The sequence below is a fragment of the Nocardia sp. NPDC059229 genome (assembly GCF_042754165.1).
Classification (GTDB): Bacteria; Actinomycetota; Actinomycetes; order Mycobacteriales; family Mycobacteriaceae; genus Nocardia.
Genome location: NZ_JBHZAK010000012.1, coordinates 184,466 through 208,167, shown reverse-complemented (window position 1 = coordinate 208,167; position 23,702 = coordinate 184,466). Strand labels below are relative to the sequence as shown.

Below are 23,702 nucleotides of genomic sequence, written 5' to 3'. Positions count from 1 at the left end.
GCCGCGCCGGGCCCCGGGCTCAGCGCCGCACCGGCAGCGGCCGGGTCGGATAGTCGATGCGCCGACCCGCGGGCGATGACGGATCCTCGATCGGCGTGCGATGCCTGCCGGTGGGGACCGGATCCCGATCGGACCGATTCAGGGCATGCAGGGCGAAGGCAGCCAGCGCACCGATGACCGCGAGACCGAGCCACACCGCCCAGTCCGCCCCGACGGCATGCGCCGCACCCAGGAGTGCGCCCGTCGCGAGGTTGCCGACCAGGATGCCGATGCCAACCACCGTGTTGTAGAACCCGTAATGCGTGGCTACCAGCCGATTCCCCGACCGCGAGACCACGGTGTCCATCTCGAACGGGAACACCGCCGCCGTGCCGACCGCCAGCACCGCCGCCGCCAGCAGCAGTGCGCCGATCGCCGCCGGTGCACCGAAGGGCCGCGGCGCGGGCAGGACCGCCAGCGGCACGAACGCCGCCGCCAGCAGGGCCACACCGACCACCAGGCCGCGTCCGGTCCCCCAGCGCTTCCGGAACCAGGCGGTAATGCGCAGCTGCCCCGCGACCGCGACCAGGCCGGAGATCACGAACAGCGCCGAGGTGACCGTCTGCGCCCGCTCACCGGCCAGGTACTCGGCCTGCAGGGGCAGCGCCAGATACACCTGGAACGACAGCACATACGAGCCGATCATGGCCAGCGCGAAGGCGACGAAACGGCGATTGACGACGACGGTGCGCCAATCCTCCAGCACCGAGGTCCGCACGGCCGGTTCGGCACCGCGGCGCGCGGGTAGAGCGAACAGCTGCGCGACGGTGAGCAGCGCGAACACCACCGCCGCCGCGGCCGCCGCGGCCCGGAAATCCAAGGCCAGCAGCGCCAATCCGACCAGCGGGCCCGCCAGCATCCCGGCCTGGTAGAAGACGTTGAACACCGCGAACGCCTCCACCCGCCGCTCCCCCGCCTCCGCGGCCAGATAGGCCCGCACCGCCGGATTGAACAGCGCCCCCGCGAATCCCGTTGCCGCCGAGGCGATGAGCAGGCCCGGCAGATCCGACGCGAACACCAGCAGCGCGAAACCGGCTGTCCGCAACAGACATCCGGCCACGATCAGCGGCTTGTACCCCAGCCGATCCGCCAGCGTGCCGCCCACCAGGAACATCCCCTGCTGCGAGAAGTTCCGTACACCCAGCACCAGCCCCACCGCCCACGCCGCCAAACCCAGCGGCCCGGACAGATAGCCGGCCAGATACGGCATCAGCATGTAGAACCCGAGGTTGATGCCGAACTGATTGACCATAAGCAACTGCGCGGCCCGGTCGAACCCGCGGAACTTCGCCACGATGCTCACGACAGCGGCTCCGCGACGTCGCGTGCGCTCGCCGAACCGAGTACCGGATTCCCCACCGGCTCAGCATCTCCGAGCTCCACCGTCGTCGAATGACCAGCGGTACCACCGCCCGGCCCGCGACCGGGTATAGAGCCGGCCGCGTTCGCGATCAGCGCCGGAGCGCCGTCGCGGGCTCTCGTCTCCGACGCGGCCTCCGACGCTCGGGGGTCGATAACCGTGGAGCAGCGGGTCCACTTCTCCACCTGCCGGTCCCGGGGATGAGCGATCGTGTCCGGCGCGGTGGGTTGCGGAGCGCCGAGCAGTCCGTGTGCGGCGCAATAGGAATCGTTGTAGATGGTGTCGAAGTAGCGATGCGGACCGTCGGGGAAGACGGCGGCGATGCGGGTGCCCGGCGCGTGGGTGCGGGCCGCCCATCCGGCCACCAGCGCGACCGCACCGACGCTCCAGCCACCGCTGGCGAGGTAGGCGGCGGCCAGGGTGCGGCAGGCCCAGACGGCTTCGGCCGGTGCGACCCAGTGGATTTCGGTGAAGGCGGCATAGTCGACATTGCGCGGGTGGATGCTGGAACCGAGACCGCGCATGAGGCGCGGCCCCGCCTGCTGGCCGAAGATGGTGGAGGCCACGGTGTCCACACCGATCAGAGACAGGTCCGGGTTGGTGCGGCGCAGGGCACGGGCGACACCGGCGGAATGGCCGCCGGTCCCGACGGCGCAGACCAGAACGTCGACGCCGCCGAGCTGTTCGATCAGCTCCCGGGCCAGGGACTCGTAGCCGTCGACATTGTCGGGATTGCTGTACTGGTCCGGGCACCACGCGCCGGGCTCGGCCGCCAGCAGTTCGGCGACCCGATCGCGGCGCGCCTGCTGCCAGCCGCCGGCTGGGTGTGGCTCGGACACCAGCTCCACGTGGGCGCCGTAGGCCGCGAGCAGCTGCGCGACCATGGGTTCGAGCCCCGGATCGGTCACCACGGTCACCGGATGCCGGTACACCAGCCCCGCCAGGGCCAGCCCCAACCCCAGTGTGCCGCTGGATGATTCGATGATCCGGCCGCCGGGGGCCAGTACTCCCCGTTCCCGGGCGCGCCGCACCATGTGCAGCGCGGGCCGGTCCTTCATCCCGCCCGGATTGCGTCCCTCGAGCTTGGCCCAGAAGCCGAGCCCCGGGGGCGCGAACGGCTCCCCCACCCACAGCACCGGCGTATTGCCCACCAGCGCGCGGGGTTCCCGGGCCAGGCCGGGCAATCCGGGATGGCCGGTGATCGTGTCGAAGTCGTCGAGCAGACCTTTGTCCATGACTGTCGCTTTCGGTATCGGACCGCCGCGGCGGCGGCATGACGTGCACGGCAACGGACTCCGGCCCGGCGCAGGACGCCCGGGGCCTGTCGCCGGCCGATCAGCGTCGGTCGATACACAGGCGGGTCAGCAGTATTCGGCCGCCGACCGCGTAATCGGGTGGTCCCCGGACTCCGTGGGACACGGCGGCGATTCCGGTATCCGCAGGTCCGGCTACCGGGACAACGGGATCGGCTGCGGCCTCCGGCGTGTGTTCCGCGCCGGGCGAGGCCGTCCGGATCGCGTCCTCGACATGCGGGTCGCAGTGCGTGGATTCGCCGCCGTGCGGTCCGGGATCCCCCGGTTCGCCCGGGGCGATCGACACCGCTTCCGGCGGGCGCGCATGGTCGGACCCATCGCCGAGCGCGCAACCGGCAATCGCGGCGAGCAGCACCAGCCCCGAGCCGAGCAGCACCCACAGCGTCCGGCCGAACCCGCCGACACGACCCACCGCCGACACCTCCCGCCTCGAATCCGACTGCCCGGCCGATGTTTTGACCGACCGGTTTCCTCGCCGGCATGTCATTGACACACCCTCGTAACAATCTACTATCTACGTACGTAGTTAGTTGGGAGCCGGTGATCGGGCTCACGCCCGGCCGAGGCGAATCCGAGGCAAAACGACAGGACACGCATGAGGTTTGCGCAATCGGCCACCCGACACGCCGAACCCGCGGCCGACAGACCGCAGCACACCACTACCGGTGGCAGCGGCTGGAATCGAGGTGGCGCGCAGACCCTCCGGTCAGCGCAGTTTGGAGCGTGCGAGTTTGCGCAGAGCCGCGCGCAGACCCTCGGACTCCTCGGCGCTCATCTGCTCCACGAAGTGCGCGAGTACCAGATCCGAACGACCGCCGCTGCCCAGCGCCTCACGCATCAGGCGGGCGCTGTACTCCTCGCGGCTCAGGGTGGCCCAGTATCGGTAGGCCTTCCCGACGCGTTCGCGTTCCAGCCAGCCCTTGCGATGCAGATTGTCCATGGTGGACATGACGGTGGTGTACGCGATGTCGCGCTCGCCGGCCAGCTCGTCGAACACTTCCCGGACCGTCGTCTTGCCGGAGCGATCCCAGATGCGTTCGATGACGACCGCTTCCAGGTCTCCGAAGCCTCGCGCACTCACGTCTGACGTCTCCTCACCTCACGGCTCAGCCGATTCCGCATCGCGTGTCGGCCTACTGTCCTGGTGCGCACCCGATCGTAGGGTGATCGCCGGCATGGACTCAAGCCGCCCCGGGCGCCGGGGGCGCGCCCGCTCATACGTTCTACGTACGTAGACAGTAATATGGTGCACCCGTGGGCCGTCCCACGCAACCGGACAGCAGCACGGCGTCAGTCGGCGATGCGATGCCCCGCATCACGCAGCGCCGCCGACGCCTCCTCCAGCCGATGCGCGGGAACCAGCACCAGATCCGCGTGGAAGGTGGAGGCGACGAACACCGGGATCGACGACTCCGCCAGCGGCCCGATCAAGGCGGCGAGCGTGCCGGGCGCGTTCAGGCTGCCCGCGTCGACACCGTAGAAGCCCTTCCAGGTCTCACCCTCGGCCCACGCGGGGGCCTCGCGAATCACGGTGAGCCCCTCCGGCGCCCGTACCAAGGCGATCCACTCGTCATCCTCCGGGAAGGTGGAATTCGGCAGATGATCCACCGCGAACTGCGATGGGACGATCCGCAAACGCTGGGAGCCGGTCATGGCGACATCGTAGGCGGACGGTCGGACAAACCCGGTGCGCGCACCACGACAGCGCAGTATTGGTGCCTGCGACTAAAATTCGGATGCCATCCCCGGGCCCGGCCCGTATGGTCACTGAAATGAGTACCAGCCCACAACAAATCGCCGACGAGAACGAGCGGATCGCCGCCCTCGGCACCTATCGTGCGGCCGACGGAACCCTCGTCGACATCACCGACGCGCTGTCCGAGGCGCGCGCCTGGACCCACTGCTTCGAACCCGACGAGGAGCTCTACAACCGAGACCTCGGACCTTTCACCGGACGCCCCGAGGTCACGGCAGAAGGCAGCATACAGGCAGCGCGCCGGCTACACGGGGAAGGCGGAAAGGCCATCGCCGTCCTCAATTTCGCCTCCGCCCGCAACCCCGGCGGCGGCTATCTCCGCGGTGCCCGCGCCCAGGAGGAAGACCTGTGCCGCAGCGCCCTGCTCTACCGCTGCCTGCTCGAGACGCCCCGCTACTACGAGGCCCACCGCGCATCCAACGATCTCCGCTACAGCCATCGCGTCATCTTCTCCCGCGAGGTCCCCGTCATCCGCGACGACCGCGGCGCGCTCACCGCGCACACCTTCACCACCTCGTTCCTGACCTCACCCGCCCCGAATGCCGGTGCACTGGCGGACCGTTCGGGCCAACGGGTCGACGTCCGCGAGATCCTGATCGCGCGCGCCGAGCGGGTGCTCGCCGTCGCCGCCCACGAGCGTGTCCGCGAATTGGTCCTCGGCGCGTGGGGATGCGGTGTGTTCCGCAATGACCCGAACGAGGTCGCCGAGGCCTTCGACCGGGCGCTCCAGATCCACGGCGCCGCCTTCGATCGCGTCGTGTTCGCCGTCTGGGACCGCTCCCCCGTCTCCGCCAACCGCGCCGCATTCGAAGCCCGCTTCGGGCAAGCGGTTTCCCCCTAGCCGCGGCGAAGTCCGATGGCGGGCACCGCTCTTCTCAGCTGCTTGTTCTGAACAGGTTCACGGTCCGGGTGTCGCGGCAGCGGTGCCATATCGGCAATCCATGCTCAGATTGCAATATCTACAGACTCAGATAGCCGATTGAGGGCCGATAGGCCCGGACCCTTCGCTCAGCGGGCCAGACCCGTGCGATGGGCGTAGGCGATGGCCTGGCCGCGATCGCGGACCCCGAGCTTGGCGAACAGTGAATTGATGTGGGTCTTCACGGTGCTGACGCCGATGAACAGTTCCTTGGCGATCTCGGAGTTGTTGCGCCCCTGCGCCATCAGCCGCAGTACGTCCCGCTCGCGGTCGGTGAGGTCGGCGGGCGGTTCGGGTGGCGCGTCGAGGGCGGAGAGCAGGCGGCGGCCCACATCGGCGGCCAGGGTGGTGTGACCGCTCGCGACGGATCGGATGGCCGCGGCGATCTCTGCGCGACCGGCGTCTTTGGTCAGATATCCGCGTGCGCCCGCCCGCAGCGCGCCCGCGATGGAAGCGTCGTCGGCGTAGGTGGTGAGTACCAGCACCGCGGTCTCGGGATATCGGGCGGTGATGGCGGCGGTCGCGGCCACGCCGTCGATGCCGGGCATGCGCAGATCCATCAGCGCCACACGGGGTTTCACCCGCCGTACCAGCTCGACCGCTTCCGCGCCGTCGCGGGCCTCCCCCACCACCCGCATATCGGGCAGCAGCGACAGCACCGTGGTGAGCCCGTCGCGCACGGTGGTCTGGTCGTCGGCCACCACCACCGTGATCACTTCCGCGGCAGCAGGATTCGCACCGTCCACCGACCCTCCTCCTTCCCGGCGGACAGCAGTCCGCCCGCCGCCTCGATCCGCTCTCGCATACCCAGCAGTCCCGCCCCTGAACCGGTGCTGCCGAGCGGCATCCGTTGCACGGCAATCGGATTCGATACCACCGCCTCCAGCGACGCGCCGCTGCCGCGCAGCGTGAGCGTAACCGCCTGCCCGGGGGCGTGTTTGCGCGCATTGGTGAGGGCCTCCTGGACCGCGCGGATCAGGGCCACCGCCGCCTGCTCGTTCGCCGGATCCACCGCGACATCGAATCGCTCGGCCAGCTGCCCGCCGGCCGCGCGGTGCTCCTCCACCACCCGGCGCAGCTCGGCCGACGCGTCGAAGCCGCCCGACCGCAGCGTGCCCACCACCCGGCGGGCGTCGGCCAGCCCGGACACCGCCAGCCGATGAGATGCCTTGACCCGCTCCGCGGCCCGGTCCGTCTCCCCCGCCTCCAACAGTGCGTCCGCGGCGTCGAGTTGGAGCACCAGACCGCCCAGAGTGTGGGCGAGCACATCGTGGATGTCGCGGGCGATACGTCCGCGCTCGGCCAGGGCGGCGGCCCGATCCCGCTCCTCGCGGATGATCCGATTCTGTTCCACCAGCATCCGATTGCGCTCCGCGCCGACCCGCGCCTGGCGGCGGCTCCAGCCCGCCAGGCCGACCACGACCACACCGACCAGCAATCCCACGAACGCCCCTGGACGCGCGCCGTCCACCAGGATGGAGACGCACATGAGCACCGAGGTGGACACCGCGATCGCCAGGCCGAACCACAGCGGCGCGCTCAGCAGGCCGAGGGCGATGAATACCGTGGCCAGGGCGGTGATTCCGGAGCCGACCGACTGGGCGACGGTCGATCCCCCGCCGATCGCCATGGCGCACAGGCAGATTCGTTCCCGCCGCCACCTCCGTGCGGGCATCACCACCCACGCCGCCCAGCCCAGCCACGACAGCACCACCAGCGCCGCCACCCACGGCCGGTGGAACAGGGCCACACTCGCCGAGGAGGAGACCACGGCGACGAGCCCGACCAGGCGCAGCAGCCTGGACAGGCTCGAGGGTGGGTCGATGATGGACATCGGTCTCAGTGTGCCGCAACCGGGTGCGCCTGCTCGGCACGCCGGGCCAGCACCAGCGCCCGGCCCGCCCGATTGAGCGCCACCACCAACAGGATCGCCCCGACCGAGGTGACGGCCACCGCGCCGGCCAGGTGCGCGACCACATCCACCCCGATGCGCGCCGCCAGCAGCACCAGCCACAGCAGCGATCCGGCCCACCCGGTCCGCGCCTCCAATCCCGTGGCGGTGCGGCGCAGCTGGGACAGCACGCCCATCAGCACGCCGACCCCGACACCGAGCGCCGCCGACAAGGCCAGCAGGGCCACCGACATCACCCCGAGGCCGCCATCGGTGACCACGGACTTCATCTGCAGAAACCCCACCAGCCCGAGAATGATCGGTCCCCGCCACAGCCGATTGGCATCGAGGACCTGCCACCGGGTCTGCCGGTACATGATCCACCCGATCACCAGCACCGCCACCGCGCCGTCGACCACCGCATTCTGCACGTTCATGCCTCTACGGTCGCCCCGCGAACCGCCTCCACCCACCACCCCGGGGTGGAGACCGGGTGGGATTCCCGCCCACCCGCTCGCCGGTCAGTCGGGCCAGACGGGCGGGCGTTTCTCCAGGAAGGCGGCCATTCCCTCGCGGGCGCCGGGCAATTGGGAGGCGGCGGCCATGACCTCGCGGGCGAGGGTGTAGGCGTCGGCCTCGGGGCGGTCGAGCTGGGCGTAGAGGGTGCGTTTGCCGAGCGCCTTGCTCGCGCGGCTGCCGCGGGTGGCGCGGGCGAGCAGGTCGGCGACGGCGTCGTCGAGGTCGGCGTCGGGGACGGCGTAGTTGATCAGACCCCAGTCGACGGCGGTGCGAGCGTCGATGATCTCGCCGGTGAGGGCCAGCTCCATGAGGCGTTTGCGGCCGATGGAACGGGCGACCGGGACGGCCGGGGTGTGGCAGAACCAGCCACCCTTGCCGCCGGGCAGGGCGAAGCCCGCCGAATCGGCGGCGACGGCCAGGTCGCAGGACGCGACGAGCTGACAGCCGGCCGCGGTGGCCAGCCCGTGCACGCGGGCGATCACCACCTGCGGCACCGTCTCCAGGGTGGTCATGACCTGCTGGCAGAGGGTGAGCAGGTCGCGCACGCCGAGCAGGTCACGGGCGGCCACATCGGCGAAATCGTGGCCCGCACTGAACACCGGTCCGGCCGCGGCGAGCACGATGCCGGTGGCGTCGGTGTCGCCCGCGGCGCGGAACGCGGCCAGCAGTTCGGTGAGGTGGTCGGCGGACAGCGCGTTGCGGCGGTCGGGACGGTTCATGGTGACGGTGATGGTGTCGCCGTCCCGCTTCACGAGTAGGTGCCGGTACTCCGCGGTCATACCTTCCACGGTAGTGCGGAGTATCGGCCCGGGCTGCCGCATTTCGCGGTTCACACGGGTGCGGGCGCGTCCGGATTCAGGTGCAGCCACTGCCCGGTCGAGGGAATCCCGTCGGTGTCCACCACGACCACGAGGTACCAGCCGGGCGGGGCCAGCGCCGGGTTCGAGGGCAGCGTGACGGTGAGGGCGCCGGGCGCGGCCGGGGTGATCGGGCTGGTGGACTGGCTGCGCGACTCCGGATCGACGAGCCCCGGCACCTCGGTGACCACACCGGTGGCGGTGTCCCAGATCGAGGGGTGCATGCCGTTGTTGGTGCCGAACTGCCCGCCGGTGTAGAACACCCGGTCGTCGGCGAGCAGCACGAGGTGTGCGTACGTCGGAATGGGCCCGGGCACAGGGAGTTTCAACCAGGTCAGCGTGGCGGGGTCGAACGACTCGGGCGTCTCCGACAGGAACCCGTCCTCCCCCAGGCCCGAGACCGCCACCACCGCACCGTTTTTCAGCGCGGTCAGGGTCGGATACCAGCGCCCGGAGACCATATCGGGCTGCCGGTTCCAGGTCAGCGACTGCGGGTCGAACAGCAACGCGTCACGTAGCCCGAGGAACGGGTCGTACTGCTCGGTCCCGCCCGCGGCCAGCAGCCGCCCGTCCGGTAGGAACGCCTGCCCGGAACAGAACATGTCGAAGGGCGTCGCGGGCGCGTCCAGCCCCGGATTCGGGTAGTGCCACACCCGCGTGCGAAAGTCGTGGGCGTTCAACCGATCCGGGTCGTTACCGGATCCGGCGAAGAACAGCACATCGCCGGTGTGTAGCAGGGCGGCGTGCACCGGATTGATCTCGGAGCCGAAATCCAGGATGCGCCAGGTGCCCTGGGTGGCCGCGGTGGCCAGATCCGTGTCGAGGTCGAGCACGCGCAGGTATCCGGCACTGCCGCCCTGCGGATGATCGATGGCGCACCCACCAGCTGTGGCAGTCCACCGGCGCCGGGCAGCAGGGCGACCGCCGCGCCCTCGTTCTCCCGGAAACCCCAATCCGGCACCTGTGACCAGCGGCTCCAGCCGTCGACGCAGTGCCCGGTGCCGTCCAGACCCCAGCCGATGGTGTAGACCCCGGCATTGCCGTTCTGCGGGTGGTCGATGGTGAAGACGATGAGTTCGGGCCGCCCGTCCCCGTCCAGGTCGGCGACGGTCATGCCCGCGCCCTGGTTCTCCCATCCCCACCAGTCCGGAATCGCCAGCCATGGTGTCCATTCCGCGACGGAGCCGTCCGCGCCGAGACCTTTGGCGAGACGGAACTGGCCGCTGTTCTGGCCGACCGGATCGTCGACGGTCATGACGACCAGGACCGGTTGCCCGTCGAGGTGGGTCAGGCAGATGTCGGCACCCTGGTCCTCCCAGCCGTACCAGTCCGGAATCTGTTGCCACGCAGTCCATCCGCCGGCCACCGTGCCGTCGGGGGCGAGGTCGCGGCCGATGCGGTAGTAGCCCTGGTTCTGGCCGGCGGGGTTGTCGACGAGGAACACCACCATGTCCGGGCGGCCGTTGCCGTTCAGGTCGGCGATGGCGATGCCCGCACCCTGGTTCTCCCAGCCCCACCAGTCGGGCACCTGCAGCCAGGGGCCCCACTCGCGGACAGTGCCGTCGGCCGCCAGGGCATGGCCGACTCGATAGTTTCCGGTGTTCCGACCTGGCGGATTGTCGACCATGAGGACCACCACGTCGAGGGTGCCGTCGCCGCTCAGATCGGCGACGGCGAGACCGCAATCCTGGTTGTCCGGTGAGAACCAATCCGGGATGGGAACGAATTGTCCTGCCACGCAACCAATCATGGCGGCCGGCGGCAATTCCGGCATCCGATGTTCGATGTCCGGATAGTCCGGATGCCCATTTACGCCAGGTTACGGAAAACGCACCCCGGCGGCCCGGGCAGCCATTACTCTCCGAAACGCTCTCGTTTCACACCCTTGAGGACACATCATGAGAAAGACAGTCTGGGCCAACGGCCTCGCACTCACCGCGGCCGCGATCCTGGCCTCCACCGGCACCGCGAATGCCGTCGGCAACAGCATGAGCACCGATGCCACCTTCAAGGTCGGCGTCGACATCCAGCCCGGTGTCTATAAGACCACGACGGCCGCCACCGTGTGCGCCTGGGCGCGACTGTCGGCCATCACCCCCGATGCCAGCGCCACCATCCAGGCCGGCGGCGCGGTCAACGGCACCGTCACCGTCGAGATCAAGCCCACCGACGTCGCCTTCTTCACCAGCGGCTGCGGCACCTGGACCCTGCAGACCACCACCACGAACACCGGCTCGTCGGGTCTGTCGAATCTGATCAGCGGCAGCGCGAGCGGCAGCAGCCTGCTCTCGACCGGCTCCGCCTCCGCCTCCAGCTAGCCGATCGGGCATCGGTGAGCCGTCTACCCGGAGGTGGCGGGTTCATCGGGCCGGGAGGGCCGGGCAATCCGCAGTGCCCGCCCCTCGCGGTGACTCAGCAGTCGCAGCAGGTTTCCTCACAACAGCAACAGGATTCCTCACAACAGCAGCATCCTTCGCCGCAGCAGACGCAGCCCTCGCAGCACGGCAGGCAGAAGCCACTGCGGCGCCGCGGGGCGGGACCGTAGTAGCCGGGACCCGGGCCGTAGCCCGGAGGCGGACCGTAGCCGGGCGGCGGCGGACCCCATGGGCCCGGCCCCGGACCCCGGCGACGCCAGCGGCTCAGCGGCGCGGTGGCCGCACCGTGATTCGCGCAGGTGTGCGCGGGACCGCCGAATGTCCTTGTCACCGACCGGTTCAGCTCGTGCTTCAGCAGTTTGTGAATCAGCCGCCCATCGGTGAATTCCACGTCGGCCAACGCCAATTCGATACCCAGCAGGGCGTCGGTGCACAAGCGGTGCGCCTCGGCCACCTCGGTTCCCGTGGCGGCCAGGGGATTCCACTTCCCGTGTGCGAGATCCTCGTCCAGGTCCTCGACGGCATCCACGAGATGCGCTATGCGGCCGAACAATCGGCCGACCTCCGACAGCGCTGCCTGGTTTCCCGGGCGCCCCGCCAGAACGGCGGTGTGGCCGAAGGCCGCGCCGGTCGCGGTCTCGGTGGGTTCGGTCACCTCCAGCAGCGGGGTGCCCACCGCGGCCGCGGCCTCCACCTCGCCCTGCCGATCCACGGCGGTCACCAGCACGCCGGTGTCGAAACCCAGTCCGGCGCCGGTGGATTCGCCCTGCCGGGCCCAGCGCTGGGCGATGCGCCGGGCGGCGGGCCGGAATCCGGCCGCGCCCGCCATGCCGTCATGATCGGCCACGTGATCGCGCACCTTGGCGGCGGCCAGCACCAGCGAGACCGTGGCGGCCAGCCGGACGCAGTCGCCGGTGGCGACGTCGGCGCGTTTCATGCCGCGCAGCGGGCAGGGCCCGGCCGCACGGCGGGTGGGCGGCGCCGTGGACTGCGCCTCCACCAGGGCCGAGACGATCAGCCCGTCGTAATTGGTTGCCATGCGGGCGCTCTGGCCGTGGTCGTCACGCAGTGCCAGACAGAGTCCGCACAGTTGCGCCAGCCAGGCCCGCCCGAGTTCCTCGCCCAGCCGATGACGGCAGGGCCGGATGATGCCGAACACACCATCGACGGTAACCGCTCGCGCGGCATTCGTCGCCCGGAATCGGGATCACCGCCGAATGGACGGCGTAGATCGAATCTCACTGGGCCGCAAGGGCGGCGAACTCCTCGGCCAGCGGAACCGGGCGCGCCGACGACCACGCCAGGCTCACCTGCAACGGCGCGAGGTCGGGAACCGGGACGTAGGCGATGTCCGGGCGGGTGTAGAAGGTCATCACCGACAGCGGCAGGAACATGATGCCCCGGCCCGCGGCGACGTGCTCGAGCTTCTCCTCCACACTGTGGAAGACCGGGACGGCGGGGCGGCCGGTGCGCAATTCGGTTGCCACCGCACTCCATTCGGGGACCGTGTCCGGGTCCTGGAGCAGGTGCTCGTCGGCGAGATCTCCGACGGCGACCGCGTCCTTGCCCGCGAGGCGGTGGTCGGCGGGCAGCACCACGACCCGGGGCTCGGTGTAGAGCGGGCGCACGACCAGACCGTGCGGGTCCACCGGCAGCCGCACCACGCTGACGTCGACGCGGCCGTCGTGGACCACCTCGACCTGATCGAACCAGCCGGTCCGCACCAGATCGACGGTGAGGCCGGGGTGACGCTCGGTGAGCGTCCGCACCGCGGCGGTCACGATGAGGCCGGGCATGAAGCCGACGGTGAAGCGCTGCGTCCCCTCGACGGCCCGAATCACCCTGCGCTGCAGGGCTTCCGCGGCGGCGAGCAGCGGTCTGGCGTCGGCCAGCAGCTGCTCCCCCGACGCCGTCAGCGCGGTCCCGCGGCGATCGCGGGCGAACAGCTGCGCGCCCAGTTCCTCCTCGAGCGCGCGAATCTGACGTGACAGGACCGGTTGCGCGATGAACAGCTGCTCCGCGGCGCGGCCGAAATGCAGGTGTTCGGCCACCGCCACGAAGTAGCGCAGCTTGCGCAGATCGACGTCACTCATGATGCCTTCAGGGTATTACAGGCGGCGGTATAGGTCTTGGACGGGAGCGGGTCGCGAAACCCAAGGTGGAGAGGCACACACGCACAGCATTCCCCGAAAGGAAATCCGATGTCTCTCGACGGACAGCACGTCGTCATCCTGGGCGGCACCTCCGGAATCGGCTACGCCGTGGCCGCCGCGACGGCCGCACAGGGCGCGAAGGTCACCGTCGTCTCCAGCCGCCAGGAGAACGTGAAACGCGCGGTGGCCGAACTCCCGGCCGGCGTCACCGGCCTGGTCGCGAACCTCGGCGACACCAACCGGCTTCGCGCGATGTTCGATGAACTCGGCGCGCTCGACCACCTCGTCTACACCGCCGGCGAGCCGCTGCTGCTCTCCCCGCTGGCCGAACTGGATCTCGACGCCGCGCGGAAGTTCTTCGAGCTGCGCTACTTCAGCGTGCTGGCCGCGGTACAGGCGGCCGCGCCACGGCTGCGAGCCGACGGGTCGATCACCCTGACCAGCGGTACCGCCGGGCCGCGCCCGGTCCCGGGTTCGACGGTCACGTCCAGCGTCTGCGGCGCGATCGAGACCCTGACCCGGGCGTTGGCGGTGGAACTGGCGCCGATCCGGGTGAACGCGGTCATGCCGGGGGTGGTCCGGTCGCCGCTGTGGAACTTCCCCGAGGAGTTGCGCGAGCAGTTCTACGCCGACACCGCGGCCGCGACGCCGTTGCGCCGCATCGCCGAAGTGGACGATATCGCGCAGGCCTTCGTCTTCTTCCTCACCCAGCCCCACGCCACCGGCACCGTGCTGCCCCTCGACGGCGGCGCGGTCCTGGCCTGACCCGGACGTCGGGTGGCGCACCGCCGCGGGACACCGGACGGATCCCCAGCGGTGCGCCGGTCGGCGCCGGGACTACCGGCCGGCCGCGTGGCGGGCCGCCAGGTAGCCGAAGACGACAGCGGGGCCGATGGTCGCGCCGGGACCGGCGTAGGTGTGGCCCATGACCGGAGCGCTCGCATTGCCGGCCGCGTACAGGCCCTCGACCACCGAGCCGTCCGCCCGCAGCACCCGGCCGTCGACATCGGCGCTCAGGCCGCCCTTGGTGCCGAGGTCGCCCGGCACCAGTTTCGCCGCATAGAACGGACCCGTCTGCAGCGCACCGAGATTCGGGTTGGGGCGGTTGCGCGGGTCGCCGTAGTAGTTGTCGTAGGCGCTGTCACCTCGACCGAAGTCGGGATCGGCACCGGCGGCGGCGAATTCGTTGAAACGGGTCACCGTGGCCCGGAGTTTGTCGACCGGGACACCGATCTTCTCGGCGAGTTCGGGGAGCGAGTCGGCGCGGGTGAGCGCGCCCGACTTGAACCAGCGGCCGGGCAGGGCCTGACGGGGCGGGACACCCGCGAACTGGTAGCGGTTGCGGTAGCGCTGGTCGAAAATCAGCCAGGCGGGCAGGTTTTCGCCCGGGCCCGCGCCCTGCCCGTACTCACCGCCGTACATGCGGTGGGTGGCCTCGACATAGGGCAGGCATTCGTTCATGAACCGCTCGCCGCGGTCGTTGACCACGATACTGCCGGGCAGACTGCGCTCGGCCAGGCAGAACCAGGCCAGCCGAGGCAGCGGAATGGACGGGCCCCACCAGGCGTCGGCCATGAATTCCACCGCGCCACCGGCATTCTCGCCCGCGCGGATGCCGTCACCGGTATTGGCCTTCGCGCCGACGGTCCAATCGGTGCCGATCGGCTCACGCTGGTACTGCTTGCGCATCACCTCGTTGTGCTCGAAGCCGCCGGCCGCGATGACCACGCCCCGGCGGGCGGTGAGCACCTGCTCGCGCCCGTCCCGCAGTACCACCGCGCCCGTCACCCGGCCGTCCTCGGTGCGCAGGTCCACCAGCGGAGTGTCCAGCCACAGCGGCACATTCGCCTCCAGCAGGCCGGCGCGCAGCATGGCACTCAGCGCCTGGCCGCGGGCCAGGACGCGCCGGCGCAGCACGGCCGCAGTCAACCACCGCCCGGCGACGCGCATGGCCGCCAGCGGACTGCGCGGATTGCGCAGGCCCAGATGCAGCTGCCGGAACTCGGCCTGGGTGATCACGACATTCTTCGGGGCCTTCACGTAATCGGGCTCCAGCGTGGCCAATTCGGCGCCGAGACCGGTGGCGTTGTAGGGCACGGGCTCGATCGAGCGGCCGTGGCCGCGGCCGCCGGGCGCCTCCGGGTAGTAGTCGGAATAGCCCGGCACCCACCGCATGCGCAGCGGCGCGTGCGCGGCCAGGAAGTCGAAGGCCTCCGGCCCGCGGTCGAGGAAGGTGTCGATCCGCTCGGGCGGCACCCCGGGACCGACGATGTGCGTCAGATAGGCTCGCGCGGCCTCGAGGTCATCGGCGGGGGCGTCACGGCGCAGCACGGCATTGCCCGGAATCCACACGCCGCCACCGGATCTCGCGGTGGATCCGCCCCACGCCCGCGCCTTCTCTACGATCACCGTGGACAGTCCGTGGTGGGCGGCCGTCAGCGCCGCGGCCATGCCCGCCGCCCCCGATCCCACGACAATCAGATCGAATGTCTCGTCAGTTGCCCTGTCGTGCTGCATGTTTCCTCTATCTTCGTGTTCTGTTGTAGCTATCCGCGTGCATGCCAACGGCTTTCAGCCGTGATGCCGCCAGCGTTCCCCGGCCACGGCGTCGAGCGCACCCTCGACGCACACCGCCAGCGACATCTCCGGCTGCGCCGAATTACGCAGCCACTGCAGGTAACCGAACTCCGCCGCCGCCAGCATGAGATGCACCAGCAAACCCGGAGTGCTGTCCCGCCGCGAGTCTCGGCCCATCCGCTGCGCGACCAGCTCGACCAGGCGCGCCCGATGCTCCGGAGTGATCAGAGCCACCCGCTCCAGAAGATGCGGAGCGGTGCGGAACGCGGCCCGCCACTGCTCCAGCTCCGCCGGGGCCAGCGCGGTGGACCGCGCCAGAATCGACTGCGCCAGCGCCACATCCGCGGGCTCGTCGCCGTCGCGCTCCTCGAGCAGCGCGACGATTCCCGACCCGCCCTCGCGGACCGGATCCAGCAGCAGATCCTCCTTGCTCCGCACATGCCGGAAGTAGGTACTGGCCGACACACCCGCCGCGGCGGCGATCTGCTCGGTCGTCACCTCCCCGAAGCCCTTCTCCGCGAACAACTCGTACGCCGCCCGCTGAATCTCGCCGCGCACCTGCCGGCGCTGCCGCTCCCGCAATGACATCCGTCGCCCTCCTTCGTTAGAGCGAGTATCTGCCGATATGACAGTTACTGTCAAGAAAGGACTTTCTGTCAGCAATGGACAGCATTCGACAAGGTCCTGATCAGCAAGATTCAGCGATCCACTCGCCCTCGAAAAACCCGCCCCTGCACCTGGGCGGCCGTCACTCCCCCGCCGACTCCCCTACCGCCGCAAATGAATTCATGGACAAGGTGGCCCACCCCGCTCCTGGCCTCCGCACCGACGAATGAGGCCGCCACTACCCTCGACCCCACCTCGAACCCCGGCCGTCGCCTACTAGGGATCGATCTCCGCGCCCACCATCCCCCGCAAACACCCCGACCACCCACACGCCGAATGCACCCCCGCGCCGACGCCTGCCAGGGCGCGGGCCGAGCACCCGCGCCCTGCGGCCGCGAGCCTAGGCCCGGCGCAGCGCCAGCACCGGGATGGTGCGGATACCGGCGGCCTTCACGGCGTATTCGCCGAAACCCGGGTATCGCCGGGCCTGTTCGTCGTAGATCCGGTCGCGGTCCGCGCCGGTCACCTCGGTGACTTCGACCTGAAAGGTCTCGGTCCCGACCTCGGCCTCGGCCGTCCCCGCCTTGGTCAGGTTGTAGTACCAGTCCGGATTGGTGGGCGCGCCCGACTTGGTCGCGAAAACGTACACAGTCGCCGGATCCTGCTCATCGGCCAGGTACATCATGGGCGTCACCAGCTCCCGCCCGGTCTTGCGGCCCCGATGGTGCACCAGAATTATCGGCGCCCCCTCGAACGGCCCGCCGACCCGTCCCTCGTTGGCCCGAAACTCGTTGATGATGTTCGTATTCCAGTCGCTCATACCGATCATTCTTCTGTATGAGCAATTCCGCCGCGGGGAGCTTCCCGGCGCGGCGGCGTCATCCGGCCACGACCACACGCTCTCGCCCGGAGACGGCGAAGGGCCGGGCATCCAGTGGATGCCCGGCCCTGTGCAACGGAAACCCTTACGGCAGCGGGCCGCCGGCGGCGATCGCGGAGAGGGTGGCGAACTCGTCACCCTTCAGCGACGCGCCGCCCACGAGAGCGCCGTCGATGTCGGTCTGGCCGACCAGCTCGCCGACGTTCTTGGCGTTGACCGAGCCGCCGTAGAGGACCCGGACACCGGCCGCCACTTCGGGATTCGCCAGTTCGGCGAGTTCCTTGCGGATGGCGCCGCAGACTTCCTGCGCGTCGGCCGGGGTGGCCACCTTGCCGGTGCCGATGGCCCAGACCGGCTCGTAGGCGATGACGATCTTCGAGATCTCCTCGGGCGTCAGGCCCTTGAGGGAGCCGCGGAGCTGCTCGAGGTTGTACTCGACGTGGGTCTTGGTCTCGCGGACGCCCAGGCCCTCACCGATGCAGACGATCGGGGTGATGCCGTACTTGAGCGCCTGCTTGGCCTTGGCCAGCACGGTGGCGTCGTCCTCGTTGTGGTACTGACGCCGCTCCGAGTGACCCACCACGACGAAACTGCAGCCCAGCTTGGCCAGCATGGAGCCGCTGATCTCGCCGGTGTAGGCGCCCTCGTCGTGGGTGGACACGTCCTGGGCACCGTAGGTGATCAGGAGACGGTCACCCTCGACCAGCGTCTGCACGCTGCGCAGGTCCACGAACGGCGGGATCACCGTCACGTCGACCTTGTCGAAGTACTTCTCCGGCAACGCGAATGCGATCTTCTGCACCAGAGCGATGGCCTCGAGGTGATTGAGGTTCATCTTCCAGTTGCCGGCGATCAAAGGCTTACGTGCCATGGTTCAGTCCTCCAGGACAGCGAGGCCGGGAAGTTCCTTGCCCTCCAGGTATTCCAGCGACGCGCCGCCACCGGTGGAGATGTGCGAGAAACCGTCGTCGGGCAGACCCAGGGTGCGCACGGCCGCGGCCGAGTCACCGCCGCCGACCACCGTGAACGCGCCCTTCGAGGTCGCCGTGGCGATCGCCTCGGCGACACCACGGGTGCCGGCCGAGAACTTCTCGAACTCGAACACACCCATCGGGCCGTTCCAGAACACGGTCTTGGCCTCGGTCAGCAGCGCCGAGAAGCGGGCGACCGAGTCGGGACCGATGTCCAGACCCATCCAGCCGTCGGGAATCTCGTGGGCGGGCACGGTCTTCGAGTCCGCGTCGGCGGCGAACTTGTCGGCCACCACGATGTCCACCGGCAGATGGATGACGTCGCCGTACTTGGCCAGCAGCTCCTGGCAGGTGTCGATCATCTCCTGCTGCAGCAGCGAGGTGCCCACCGGAAGTCCCTGCGCCGCAAGGAAGGTGAAGCACATACCGCCGCCGATGACCAGCGTGTCGACCTTGGGCGCGAGCGCCTCGATGACCGCCAGCTTGTCGGAGACCTTGGAGCCGCCGAGCACGACCGCGTACGGACGCTCCGGGTTCTCGGTGAGCTTCTTCAGCACCTCGGTCTCGGCCGCGACCAGGTTGCCCGCGTAGTGCGGCAGCAGCTTGGCCACGTCGTACACCGACGCCTGCTTGCGGTGCACCACACCGAAACCGTCGGACACGAACGCGCCGTCGTCACCGACCAGCTCGACCAGGGCACGGGCGAGCCTGGTGCGCTCGGCGTCGTCCTTGCTGGTCTCGCGCGCGTCGAAGCGAATGTTCTCCAGCAGCAGCACATCACCGTCGGTGAGGCCCTCGGAGCGGGCGAGCGCGTCCTGGCCCACCACGTCGCCGGCGAGCTGGACATTGCGGCCCAGCTCCTCGGACAGCCGCGCCGCGACCGGCGCGAGGGAGAACTTCGGATCCGGCTCGCCCTTGGGGCGGCCGAGGTGCGCGGTCACGACGACCTTGGCGCCGGCCTCGGCCAGCGCCTTGATGGTCGGCGCGGACGCGATGATGCGGCCCGGGTCGGTGATGACGCCGTTATCGAGGGGAACATTGAGGTCGGAGCGCACCAGCACGCCCCGGCCCTCGACACCCTCGGTCAGCAGATCCTGCAGAGTCTTGATCGTCATCGGCGCTTAGAGGGACTTGCCGACGAGGCCGACGAGGTCGGCGAGACGGTTGGAGTAGCCCCACTCGTTGTCGTACCACGAGGCGACCTTGACCTGGTTGTCGATGACCTGGGTCAGCGGCGCGTCGTAGATGGAGGAGTGCGGGTCGGTCACGATGTCGGAGGAGACGATCGGGTCGACGTTGTACTTCAGGATGCCCTTCATCGGGCCGTCCGCGGCGGCCTTCATGGCGGCGTTGATCTCGTCGATCGAGGCGGTCTTGGCCAGGTCCACGGTCAGGTCGGTGAGCGAACCGGTCGGGACCGGCACGCGCAGCGCGTAGCCGTTCAGCTTGCCGAGCAGCTCGGGCAGCACCAGGCCGATGGCCTTGGCGGCGCCGGTGCCGGTGGGCACGATGTTCAGCGCGGCGGCGCGGGCGCGACGCAGATCCGAGTGCGGGCCGTCCTGCAGGTTCTGGTCCTGGGTGTAGGCGTGCACGGTGGTCATCAGACCACGCTCGATGCCGAAGGAGTCGTTGAGCACCTTGGCAATCGGGCCCAGGCAGTTGGTGGTGCAGGACGCGTTCGAGATGATGTTCTGCGAACCGTCGTACTTGTCGTCGTTGACACCCATCACGATGGTGATGTCCTCGCCCTTGGCGGGCGCGGAGATGATGACCTTCTTGGCGCCGGCGGCCAGGTGGCCCTTCGCCTTGGTGGCGTCGGTGAAGATACCGGTGGACTCGACGACCACGTCGACACCGAGGTCACCCCACGGCAGCGCGGCCGGGCCCTCCTTGATGGCCAGCGCGGTGATGCGCTGGTCGCCGACGACGATGGTCTCGTCGCCGTCCAGGGAAACGTCCTGCGGCAGGCGGCCGAGGATCGAGTCGTACTTCAGCAGGGTCGCCAGCGACTTGTTGTCGGTGAGATCGTTGACCGCCACGATCTCGATGTCGGTGGTGCCGAGGGCCTTCTGCGCCTCGACGGCTCGGAAGAAGTTTCGCCCGATGCGGCCGAAGCCGTTGATCCCTACCCGGACAGTCACGTTTTCGCTCCTCAGCTTTGCGGATCGTTTCCGTTGCGGTGCTAACCCTAGACCTGTAACAGAAACATCACGGACACACCCCCGCCACGGTGAACTACGAAACGTTCACTTTCGTCACAGACGACCGGAAGCGCCGCGACCCTTGGGGTTGCGGCGCTTCCGGACGGAATCACCGTGCGGTATTCATCAGTTTATGCGGCGGCGTGGGTGTTTCACGCCTCTTCGAGCAGCTCTGCGGTGACAGCGCTTTCGGTGTCGGGCACGCCGAGTTCCTTGGCGCGCCGGTCCGCCATCGACAGCAGCCGCCGGATCCGGCCCGCCACAGCGTCTTTCGTCATGGGCGGATCGGCCAGCTGGCCCAGCTCCTCCAGGGACGCCTGCCGGTGCAGCACGCGCAGCTTGCCCGCGGCGGCCAGATGGTCCGGCACATCCTCGCTCAGTATTTCGAGCGCGCGCTCCACGCGGGCCGCGGCGGCCACGGCCGCGCGGGCCGAACGACGCAGGTTGGCGTCGTCGAAATTGGCCAGCCGGTTGGCGGTCGCCCGGACCTCGCGACGCATGCGCCGCTCCTCCCAGGTGAGCCGGGTGTCCTGCGCACCCATGCGGGTGAGCAGGGCGCCGATGGCCTCACCGTCGCGCACCACGACGCGATCGGTGCCGCGCACCTCGCGCGCCTTGGCCGAGATGCCCATCCGCCGCGCGGCGCCGACCAGGGCGAGCGCCGCCTCCGGCCCGGGGCAGCTCACCTCCAGGGCCGAGGAGCGGCCCGGCTCGGTGAGCGAGCCGTGCGCGAGAAACGCTCCACGCCAAGCGGCTTCGGCATCGCCGATGCTGCCGCCCACCACCTGGGCGGGCAGCCCGCGCACCGGGCGGCCGCGCACATCGAGTAAACCGGTCTGGCGCGCCAGCGCCTCGCCCTCCTTGGAAACCCGCACCACGTACCGGGAGGTTTTCCGGAGCCCGCCGGCGCCGAGGACATGCACGTCCGAGCCGTATCCGTACAGCTCGAAGATCTCTCGGCGCAGCCGACGTGCAATGGAACCCATGTCCACCTCGGCTTCGACGATCACTCGACCGCCGACGATGTGCAATCCACCGGCGAACCGCAGTAGCGCGGACAATTCCGCTTTGCGCGAGCTCACCTGTGATACAGAGAGCCGGCTCAGCTCGTCCTTCACTTCCGCTGTCATCGCCACGAGACGCGCTCCTTTCCACCCAACCCGGACCGCACACGTTGGCCCATATGCCGTCCTTCGACTCGAAGCCCTGCCAATTCCGGCCGAGGTTGCCGGATCACCTGATCCAGTGCGGCGGCAAGCTTTCCGGGGTGGTGCCGGTCCGTCCCCGCCTCGGCGACATCAGCGAAGGTTACTCGCGCACGCAGCTGTTCGGCAGCTCTTGCCAGATGTTCGCGTTCCCTACCCTCGGGTACGGAACCGGAGTCCACCAGAACATGGTCGACTGTGAAATCCGGTGCGTGCTGGGACAATACATGCAGGTGCCGCTCGGCGCTGAATCCGGCCGTTTCGCCCGGTTCGGCAGCGAGGTTGAGCACCAGCACTTTCCGTGCCCGCGTATACAGCAGCGCTTCGTGCAATTCGGGCACCAGCACATGCGGGATGACGCTCGTGAACCAGCTTCCGGGGCCCAGCACCACCACGTCGGCGTGCTCGATGGCCGAGGTCGCCTCGGGGCAGGCGGGCGGATCCGAGGGGATCAGCCGCACTCGGCGCACCTTGCCCGGCGTGGTCGCCACGGCCACCTGACCGCGGATGCAGCGGCTCACGCGCGGATCGCCTTCCAGCCCAGACACATCCGCCTCGATGGTCAGCGCGATGGGCGACATGGGTAGCACGCGGCCGGTGATCCGCAGGATCTTTCCGGCCTCGTCGAGGGCCGCCACCGGATCGCCCAGCTCCTCGGTGAGACCCGCCAGAATCAGATTGCCCACCGAATGCCCGGCCAGCGCGCCGGTGCCGCCGAAGCGGTGTTGCAAAGTTCGCGCCCAGATTCCGTCGGCCTCTTCGGCCAAGGCCGCCAAGGCCATTCGCAGATCGCCCGGGGGCAGCATGCCCAGCTCGGACCGTAGCCGTCCCGAGGAGCCGCCGTCGTCGGCGACCGTGACCACCGCGGTGATCTTGCGGGTGAGCCGCCGGATGGCGGTCAGCGTCGAATACAGGCCGTGCCCACCACCGAGGGCCACGATGGCCGGATTCGTGGTGCGGACGGAGTCGTTCTCACTCATTCCCGCCCCAGATCCCGATGAACCACGCGCACCACGTCACCCGGGTCGTTGCCGGCCGGGGCCGATTCGTTGCCCGCCAGCGCCTCGCCCAGCGCCTCCGCTATCGCCACACTGCGGTGTTTGCCGCCGGTACAACCCACTGCCACGGTCATGTATCGCTTCCCCTCTTGGCGGTAGCCCTCGGTTGTCAGGTCGACGAGATGCCGCGCGGTGCCCAGATAGTCCTGCGCGCCCGGCTGCGACAACACATACTCGCTGACCGGGGCGTCCTGTCCGGTCTTTTCGCGGAGTTCGGGAATCCAATGCGGATTCGGCAGAAACCGCAAATCGAACACCATGTCGGCGTCGAGCGGGACTCCGTATTTGAAACCGAACGATTGAATGGTCAGCTGCAGCACGGTGGCGGCGTCGCCGCCGTAGACCTCCTCGAGCTTGCGGTGCAGCTGGTGGATGGACAGCGCGGTGGTGTCGATGACCACGTCGGCGGCCGTTTTCACCGGGTCCAGGCGCCGCCGCTCGGCGGCGATGCCGGCGGTCAGGGTGCCGTCGGCGCTCTCGCTCTGCAGCGGATGGCGGCGGCGCGCGAACCCGAAGCGGCGGATCAGCACGTCGTCGGAGGCCTCCAGGAACAGGATGCGGGTGCGCACACCCGCGGCCCGTAGCTGCTCGCCGACCGCGGCGAGGTTCCCGGTGAAGAAGCGGTTGCGCACGTCCATGACGAGCGCCAGTTTGCGGATGGGCGGTTCGGCGCCGCGGCCGAGATCGACCATGCGGCCGATCAATTCGGGTGGGAGGTTGTCGGCCACGTAGTAGCCGAGATCCTCGAGCACCTTGGCGGCGGTGCCGCGCCCGGCGCCGGACAGGCCCGTCACGATGACGACCTCGACCGGTGCGGATTCGGGTGCCGACCGCCCGCTGCGAGCGGTCGGCTGGGACTCACCTGTATCGGTTGCCTTGCTGTTTTCGGCCGTATCAGTACTGGCTTCGACGCGCGTCATGTCCTACCGGTTCGTGTCTGGAGTTCCCTCGATCATCCTGCACCGACGCCCGGAAACGCGGCAGGCACACGACGGGAGCGAGACACAGCTGTGATTTCTGCT

25 protein-coding genes are annotated in these 23,702 nt (G+C 69.5%); 3 read left to right on the top strand and 22 right to left on the bottom strand.

Going from position 1 to position 23,702, the window contains the following annotated elements:
• Positions 1–19 precede the first annotated feature (19 nt).
• From ACFXHE_RS26545 to ACFXHE_RS26525, 5 genes are all read right to left on the bottom strand, one after another.
• On the bottom strand, positions 20–1,291 hold the full coding sequence (locus ACFXHE_RS26545; RefSeq protein WP_379387252.1) for an MFS transporter: 1,272 nt from the start codon (positions 1,289–1,291) through the stop codon (positions 20–22).
• 47 nt (positions 1,292–1,338) lie between these two features.
• Positions 1,339–2,634 carry a PLP-dependent cysteine synthase family protein gene (locus ACFXHE_RS26540; RefSeq protein ID WP_379387165.1) on the bottom strand — a complete coding sequence of 432 codons (1,296 nt, stop codon included), beginning with the start codon at positions 2,632–2,634 and terminating at the stop codon, positions 1,339–1,341.
• Between the two features lie 100 nt (positions 2,635–2,734).
• A complete protein-coding gene (locus tag ACFXHE_RS26535) occupies positions 2,735–3,124 on the bottom strand; it encodes a hypothetical protein (RefSeq protein WP_379387164.1) in 390 nt (129 codons plus the stop codon).
• A gap of 294 nt (positions 3,125–3,418) precedes the next feature.
• Positions 3,419–3,793 carry a BlaI/MecI/CopY family transcriptional regulator gene (locus tag ACFXHE_RS26530; protein WP_364612631.1) on the bottom strand — a complete coding sequence of 125 codons (375 nt, stop codon included), beginning with the start codon at positions 3,791–3,793 and terminating at the stop codon, positions 3,419–3,421.
• A gap of 209 nt (positions 3,794–4,002) precedes the next feature.
• Complete coding sequence (locus ACFXHE_RS26525) at positions 4,003–4,365, bottom strand: ACT domain-containing protein (protein ID WP_354837508.1); 363 nt, start codon at positions 4,363–4,365, stop codon at positions 4,003–4,005.
• A gap of 119 nt (positions 4,366–4,484) precedes the next feature.
• Between ACFXHE_RS26525 and ACFXHE_RS26520 the strand changes: the two genes are divergently transcribed.
• On the top strand, positions 4,485–5,309 hold the full coding sequence (locus tag ACFXHE_RS26520; protein WP_379387163.1) for a TIGR02452 family protein: 825 nt from the start codon (positions 4,485–4,487) through the stop codon (positions 5,307–5,309).
• Between the two features lie 167 nt (positions 5,310–5,476).
• Here the strand turns inward: ACFXHE_RS26520 and ACFXHE_RS26515 are convergent, their stop codons facing one another.
• From ACFXHE_RS26515 to ACFXHE_RS26490, 6 genes are all read right to left on the bottom strand, one after another.
• Positions 5,477–6,133 (bottom strand): response regulator, encoded by a 657-nt coding sequence (locus ACFXHE_RS26515; RefSeq protein ID WP_379387162.1) that lies wholly within the window; start codon positions 6,131–6,133, stop codon positions 5,477–5,479.
• Positions 6,100–7,221: a sensor histidine kinase gene (locus ACFXHE_RS26510; RefSeq protein WP_379387161.1), complete on the bottom strand. Its 1,122-nt coding sequence runs from the start codon at positions 7,219–7,221 to the stop codon at positions 6,100–6,102. Before ACFXHE_RS26510 ends, ACFXHE_RS26515 begins: the two co-directional genes overlap by 34 nt.
• A gap of 5 nt (positions 7,222–7,226) precedes the next feature.
• Entirely contained in the window at positions 7,227–7,715 is a 489-nt protein-coding gene (locus ACFXHE_RS26505) for a hypothetical protein (protein WP_379387160.1), read from the bottom strand.
• 84 nt (positions 7,716–7,799) lie between these two features.
• Positions 7,800–8,576: an enoyl-CoA hydratase-related protein gene (locus ACFXHE_RS26500; protein WP_379387159.1), complete on the bottom strand. Its 777-nt coding sequence runs from the start codon at positions 8,574–8,576 to the stop codon at positions 7,800–7,802.
• 50 nt (positions 8,577–8,626) lie between these two features.
• The gene (locus ACFXHE_RS26495; RefSeq protein WP_379387251.1) at positions 8,627–8,878 is read right to left on the bottom strand and encodes a galactose oxidase-like domain-containing protein; all 252 of its coding nucleotides are present in this window, start codon (positions 8,876–8,878) and stop codon (positions 8,627–8,629) included.
• A 452-nt stretch (positions 8,879–9,330) separates the two neighbouring features.
• Positions 9,331–10,392 (bottom strand): hypothetical protein, encoded by a 1,062-nt coding sequence (locus tag ACFXHE_RS26490; RefSeq protein ID WP_379387158.1) that lies wholly within the window; start codon positions 10,390–10,392, stop codon positions 9,331–9,333.
• Between the two features lie 160 nt (positions 10,393–10,552).
• Between ACFXHE_RS26490 and ACFXHE_RS26485 the strand changes: the two genes are divergently transcribed.
• A complete protein-coding gene (locus tag ACFXHE_RS26485) occupies positions 10,553–10,972 on the top strand; it encodes a hypothetical protein (protein WP_379387157.1) in 420 nt (139 codons plus the stop codon).
• 94 nt (positions 10,973–11,066) lie between these two features.
• Here ACFXHE_RS26485 and ACFXHE_RS26480 read toward each other — a convergent pair whose 3' ends face one another.
• Positions 11,067–12,188 (bottom strand): DUF5685 family protein, encoded by a 1,122-nt coding sequence (locus tag ACFXHE_RS26480; protein ID WP_379387156.1) that lies wholly within the window; start codon positions 12,186–12,188, stop codon positions 11,067–11,069.
• 79 nt (positions 12,189–12,267) lie between these two features.
• Complete coding sequence (locus tag ACFXHE_RS26475) at positions 12,268–13,122, bottom strand: LysR family transcriptional regulator (RefSeq protein WP_379387155.1); 855 nt, start codon at positions 13,120–13,122, stop codon at positions 12,268–12,270.
• Positions 13,123–13,230: 108 nt separating this feature from the next.
• On the opposite strand from ACFXHE_RS26475, the gene ACFXHE_RS26470 reads away from it, so the two are divergent.
• Positions 13,231–13,947, top strand: a complete 717-nt coding sequence (locus ACFXHE_RS26470) for an SDR family oxidoreductase (protein ID WP_379387154.1) — start codon at positions 13,231–13,233, stop codon at positions 13,945–13,947.
• A 72-nt stretch (positions 13,948–14,019) separates the two neighbouring features.
• Here the strand turns inward: ACFXHE_RS26470 and kstD are convergent, their stop codons facing one another.
• From kstD to rapZ, 9 genes are all read right to left on the bottom strand, one after another.
• On the bottom strand, positions 14,020–15,699 hold the full coding sequence (gene kstD / locus ACFXHE_RS26465) for a 3-oxosteroid 1-dehydrogenase (protein WP_379387153.1): 1,680 nt from the start codon (positions 15,697–15,699) through the stop codon (positions 14,020–14,022).
• Positions 15,700–15,753: 54 nt separating this feature from the next.
• Positions 15,754–16,347 (bottom strand): TetR/AcrR family transcriptional regulator, encoded by a 594-nt coding sequence (locus ACFXHE_RS26460; RefSeq protein ID WP_379387152.1) that lies wholly within the window; start codon positions 16,345–16,347, stop codon positions 15,754–15,756.
• A 418-nt stretch (positions 16,348–16,765) separates the two neighbouring features.
• Positions 16,766–17,194 (bottom strand): nitroreductase/quinone reductase family protein, encoded by a 429-nt coding sequence (locus ACFXHE_RS26455; RefSeq protein ID WP_379387151.1) that lies wholly within the window; start codon positions 17,192–17,194, stop codon positions 16,766–16,768.
• Between the two features lie 136 nt (positions 17,195–17,330).
• Positions 17,331–18,116, bottom strand: a complete 786-nt coding sequence (gene tpiA, locus ACFXHE_RS26450) for a triose-phosphate isomerase (protein WP_354837480.1) — start codon at positions 18,114–18,116, stop codon at positions 17,331–17,333.
• A 3-nt stretch (positions 18,117–18,119) separates the two neighbouring features.
• The gene (locus ACFXHE_RS26445) at positions 18,120–19,331 is read right to left on the bottom strand and encodes a phosphoglycerate kinase (RefSeq protein WP_379387150.1); all 1,212 of its coding nucleotides are present in this window, start codon (positions 19,329–19,331) and stop codon (positions 18,120–18,122) included.
• A 6-nt stretch (positions 19,332–19,337) separates the two neighbouring features.
• A complete protein-coding gene (gap, locus tag ACFXHE_RS26440; RefSeq protein WP_354837476.1) occupies positions 19,338–20,357 on the bottom strand; it encodes a type I glyceraldehyde-3-phosphate dehydrogenase in 1,020 nt (339 codons plus the stop codon).
• 212 nt (positions 20,358–20,569) lie between these two features.
• Positions 20,570–21,553: a DNA-binding protein WhiA gene (gene whiA / locus ACFXHE_RS26435; protein WP_040858457.1), complete on the bottom strand. Its 984-nt coding sequence runs from the start codon at positions 21,551–21,553 to the stop codon at positions 20,570–20,572.
• The gene (gene yvcK, locus ACFXHE_RS26430) at positions 21,544–22,602 is read right to left on the bottom strand and encodes a uridine diphosphate-N-acetylglucosamine-binding protein YvcK (protein ID WP_379387149.1); all 1,059 of its coding nucleotides are present in this window, start codon (positions 22,600–22,602) and stop codon (positions 21,544–21,546) included. Before yvcK ends, whiA begins: the two co-directional genes overlap by 10 nt.
• Positions 22,599–23,600, bottom strand: coding sequence for an RNase adapter RapZ (gene rapZ / locus ACFXHE_RS26425; protein WP_379387148.1), 1,002 nt, complete (start codon positions 23,598–23,600; stop codon positions 22,599–22,601). The genes yvcK and rapZ overlap by 4 nt, the downstream gene beginning before the upstream one ends.
• Between the last annotated feature and the right edge of the window lie 102 nt (positions 23,601–23,702).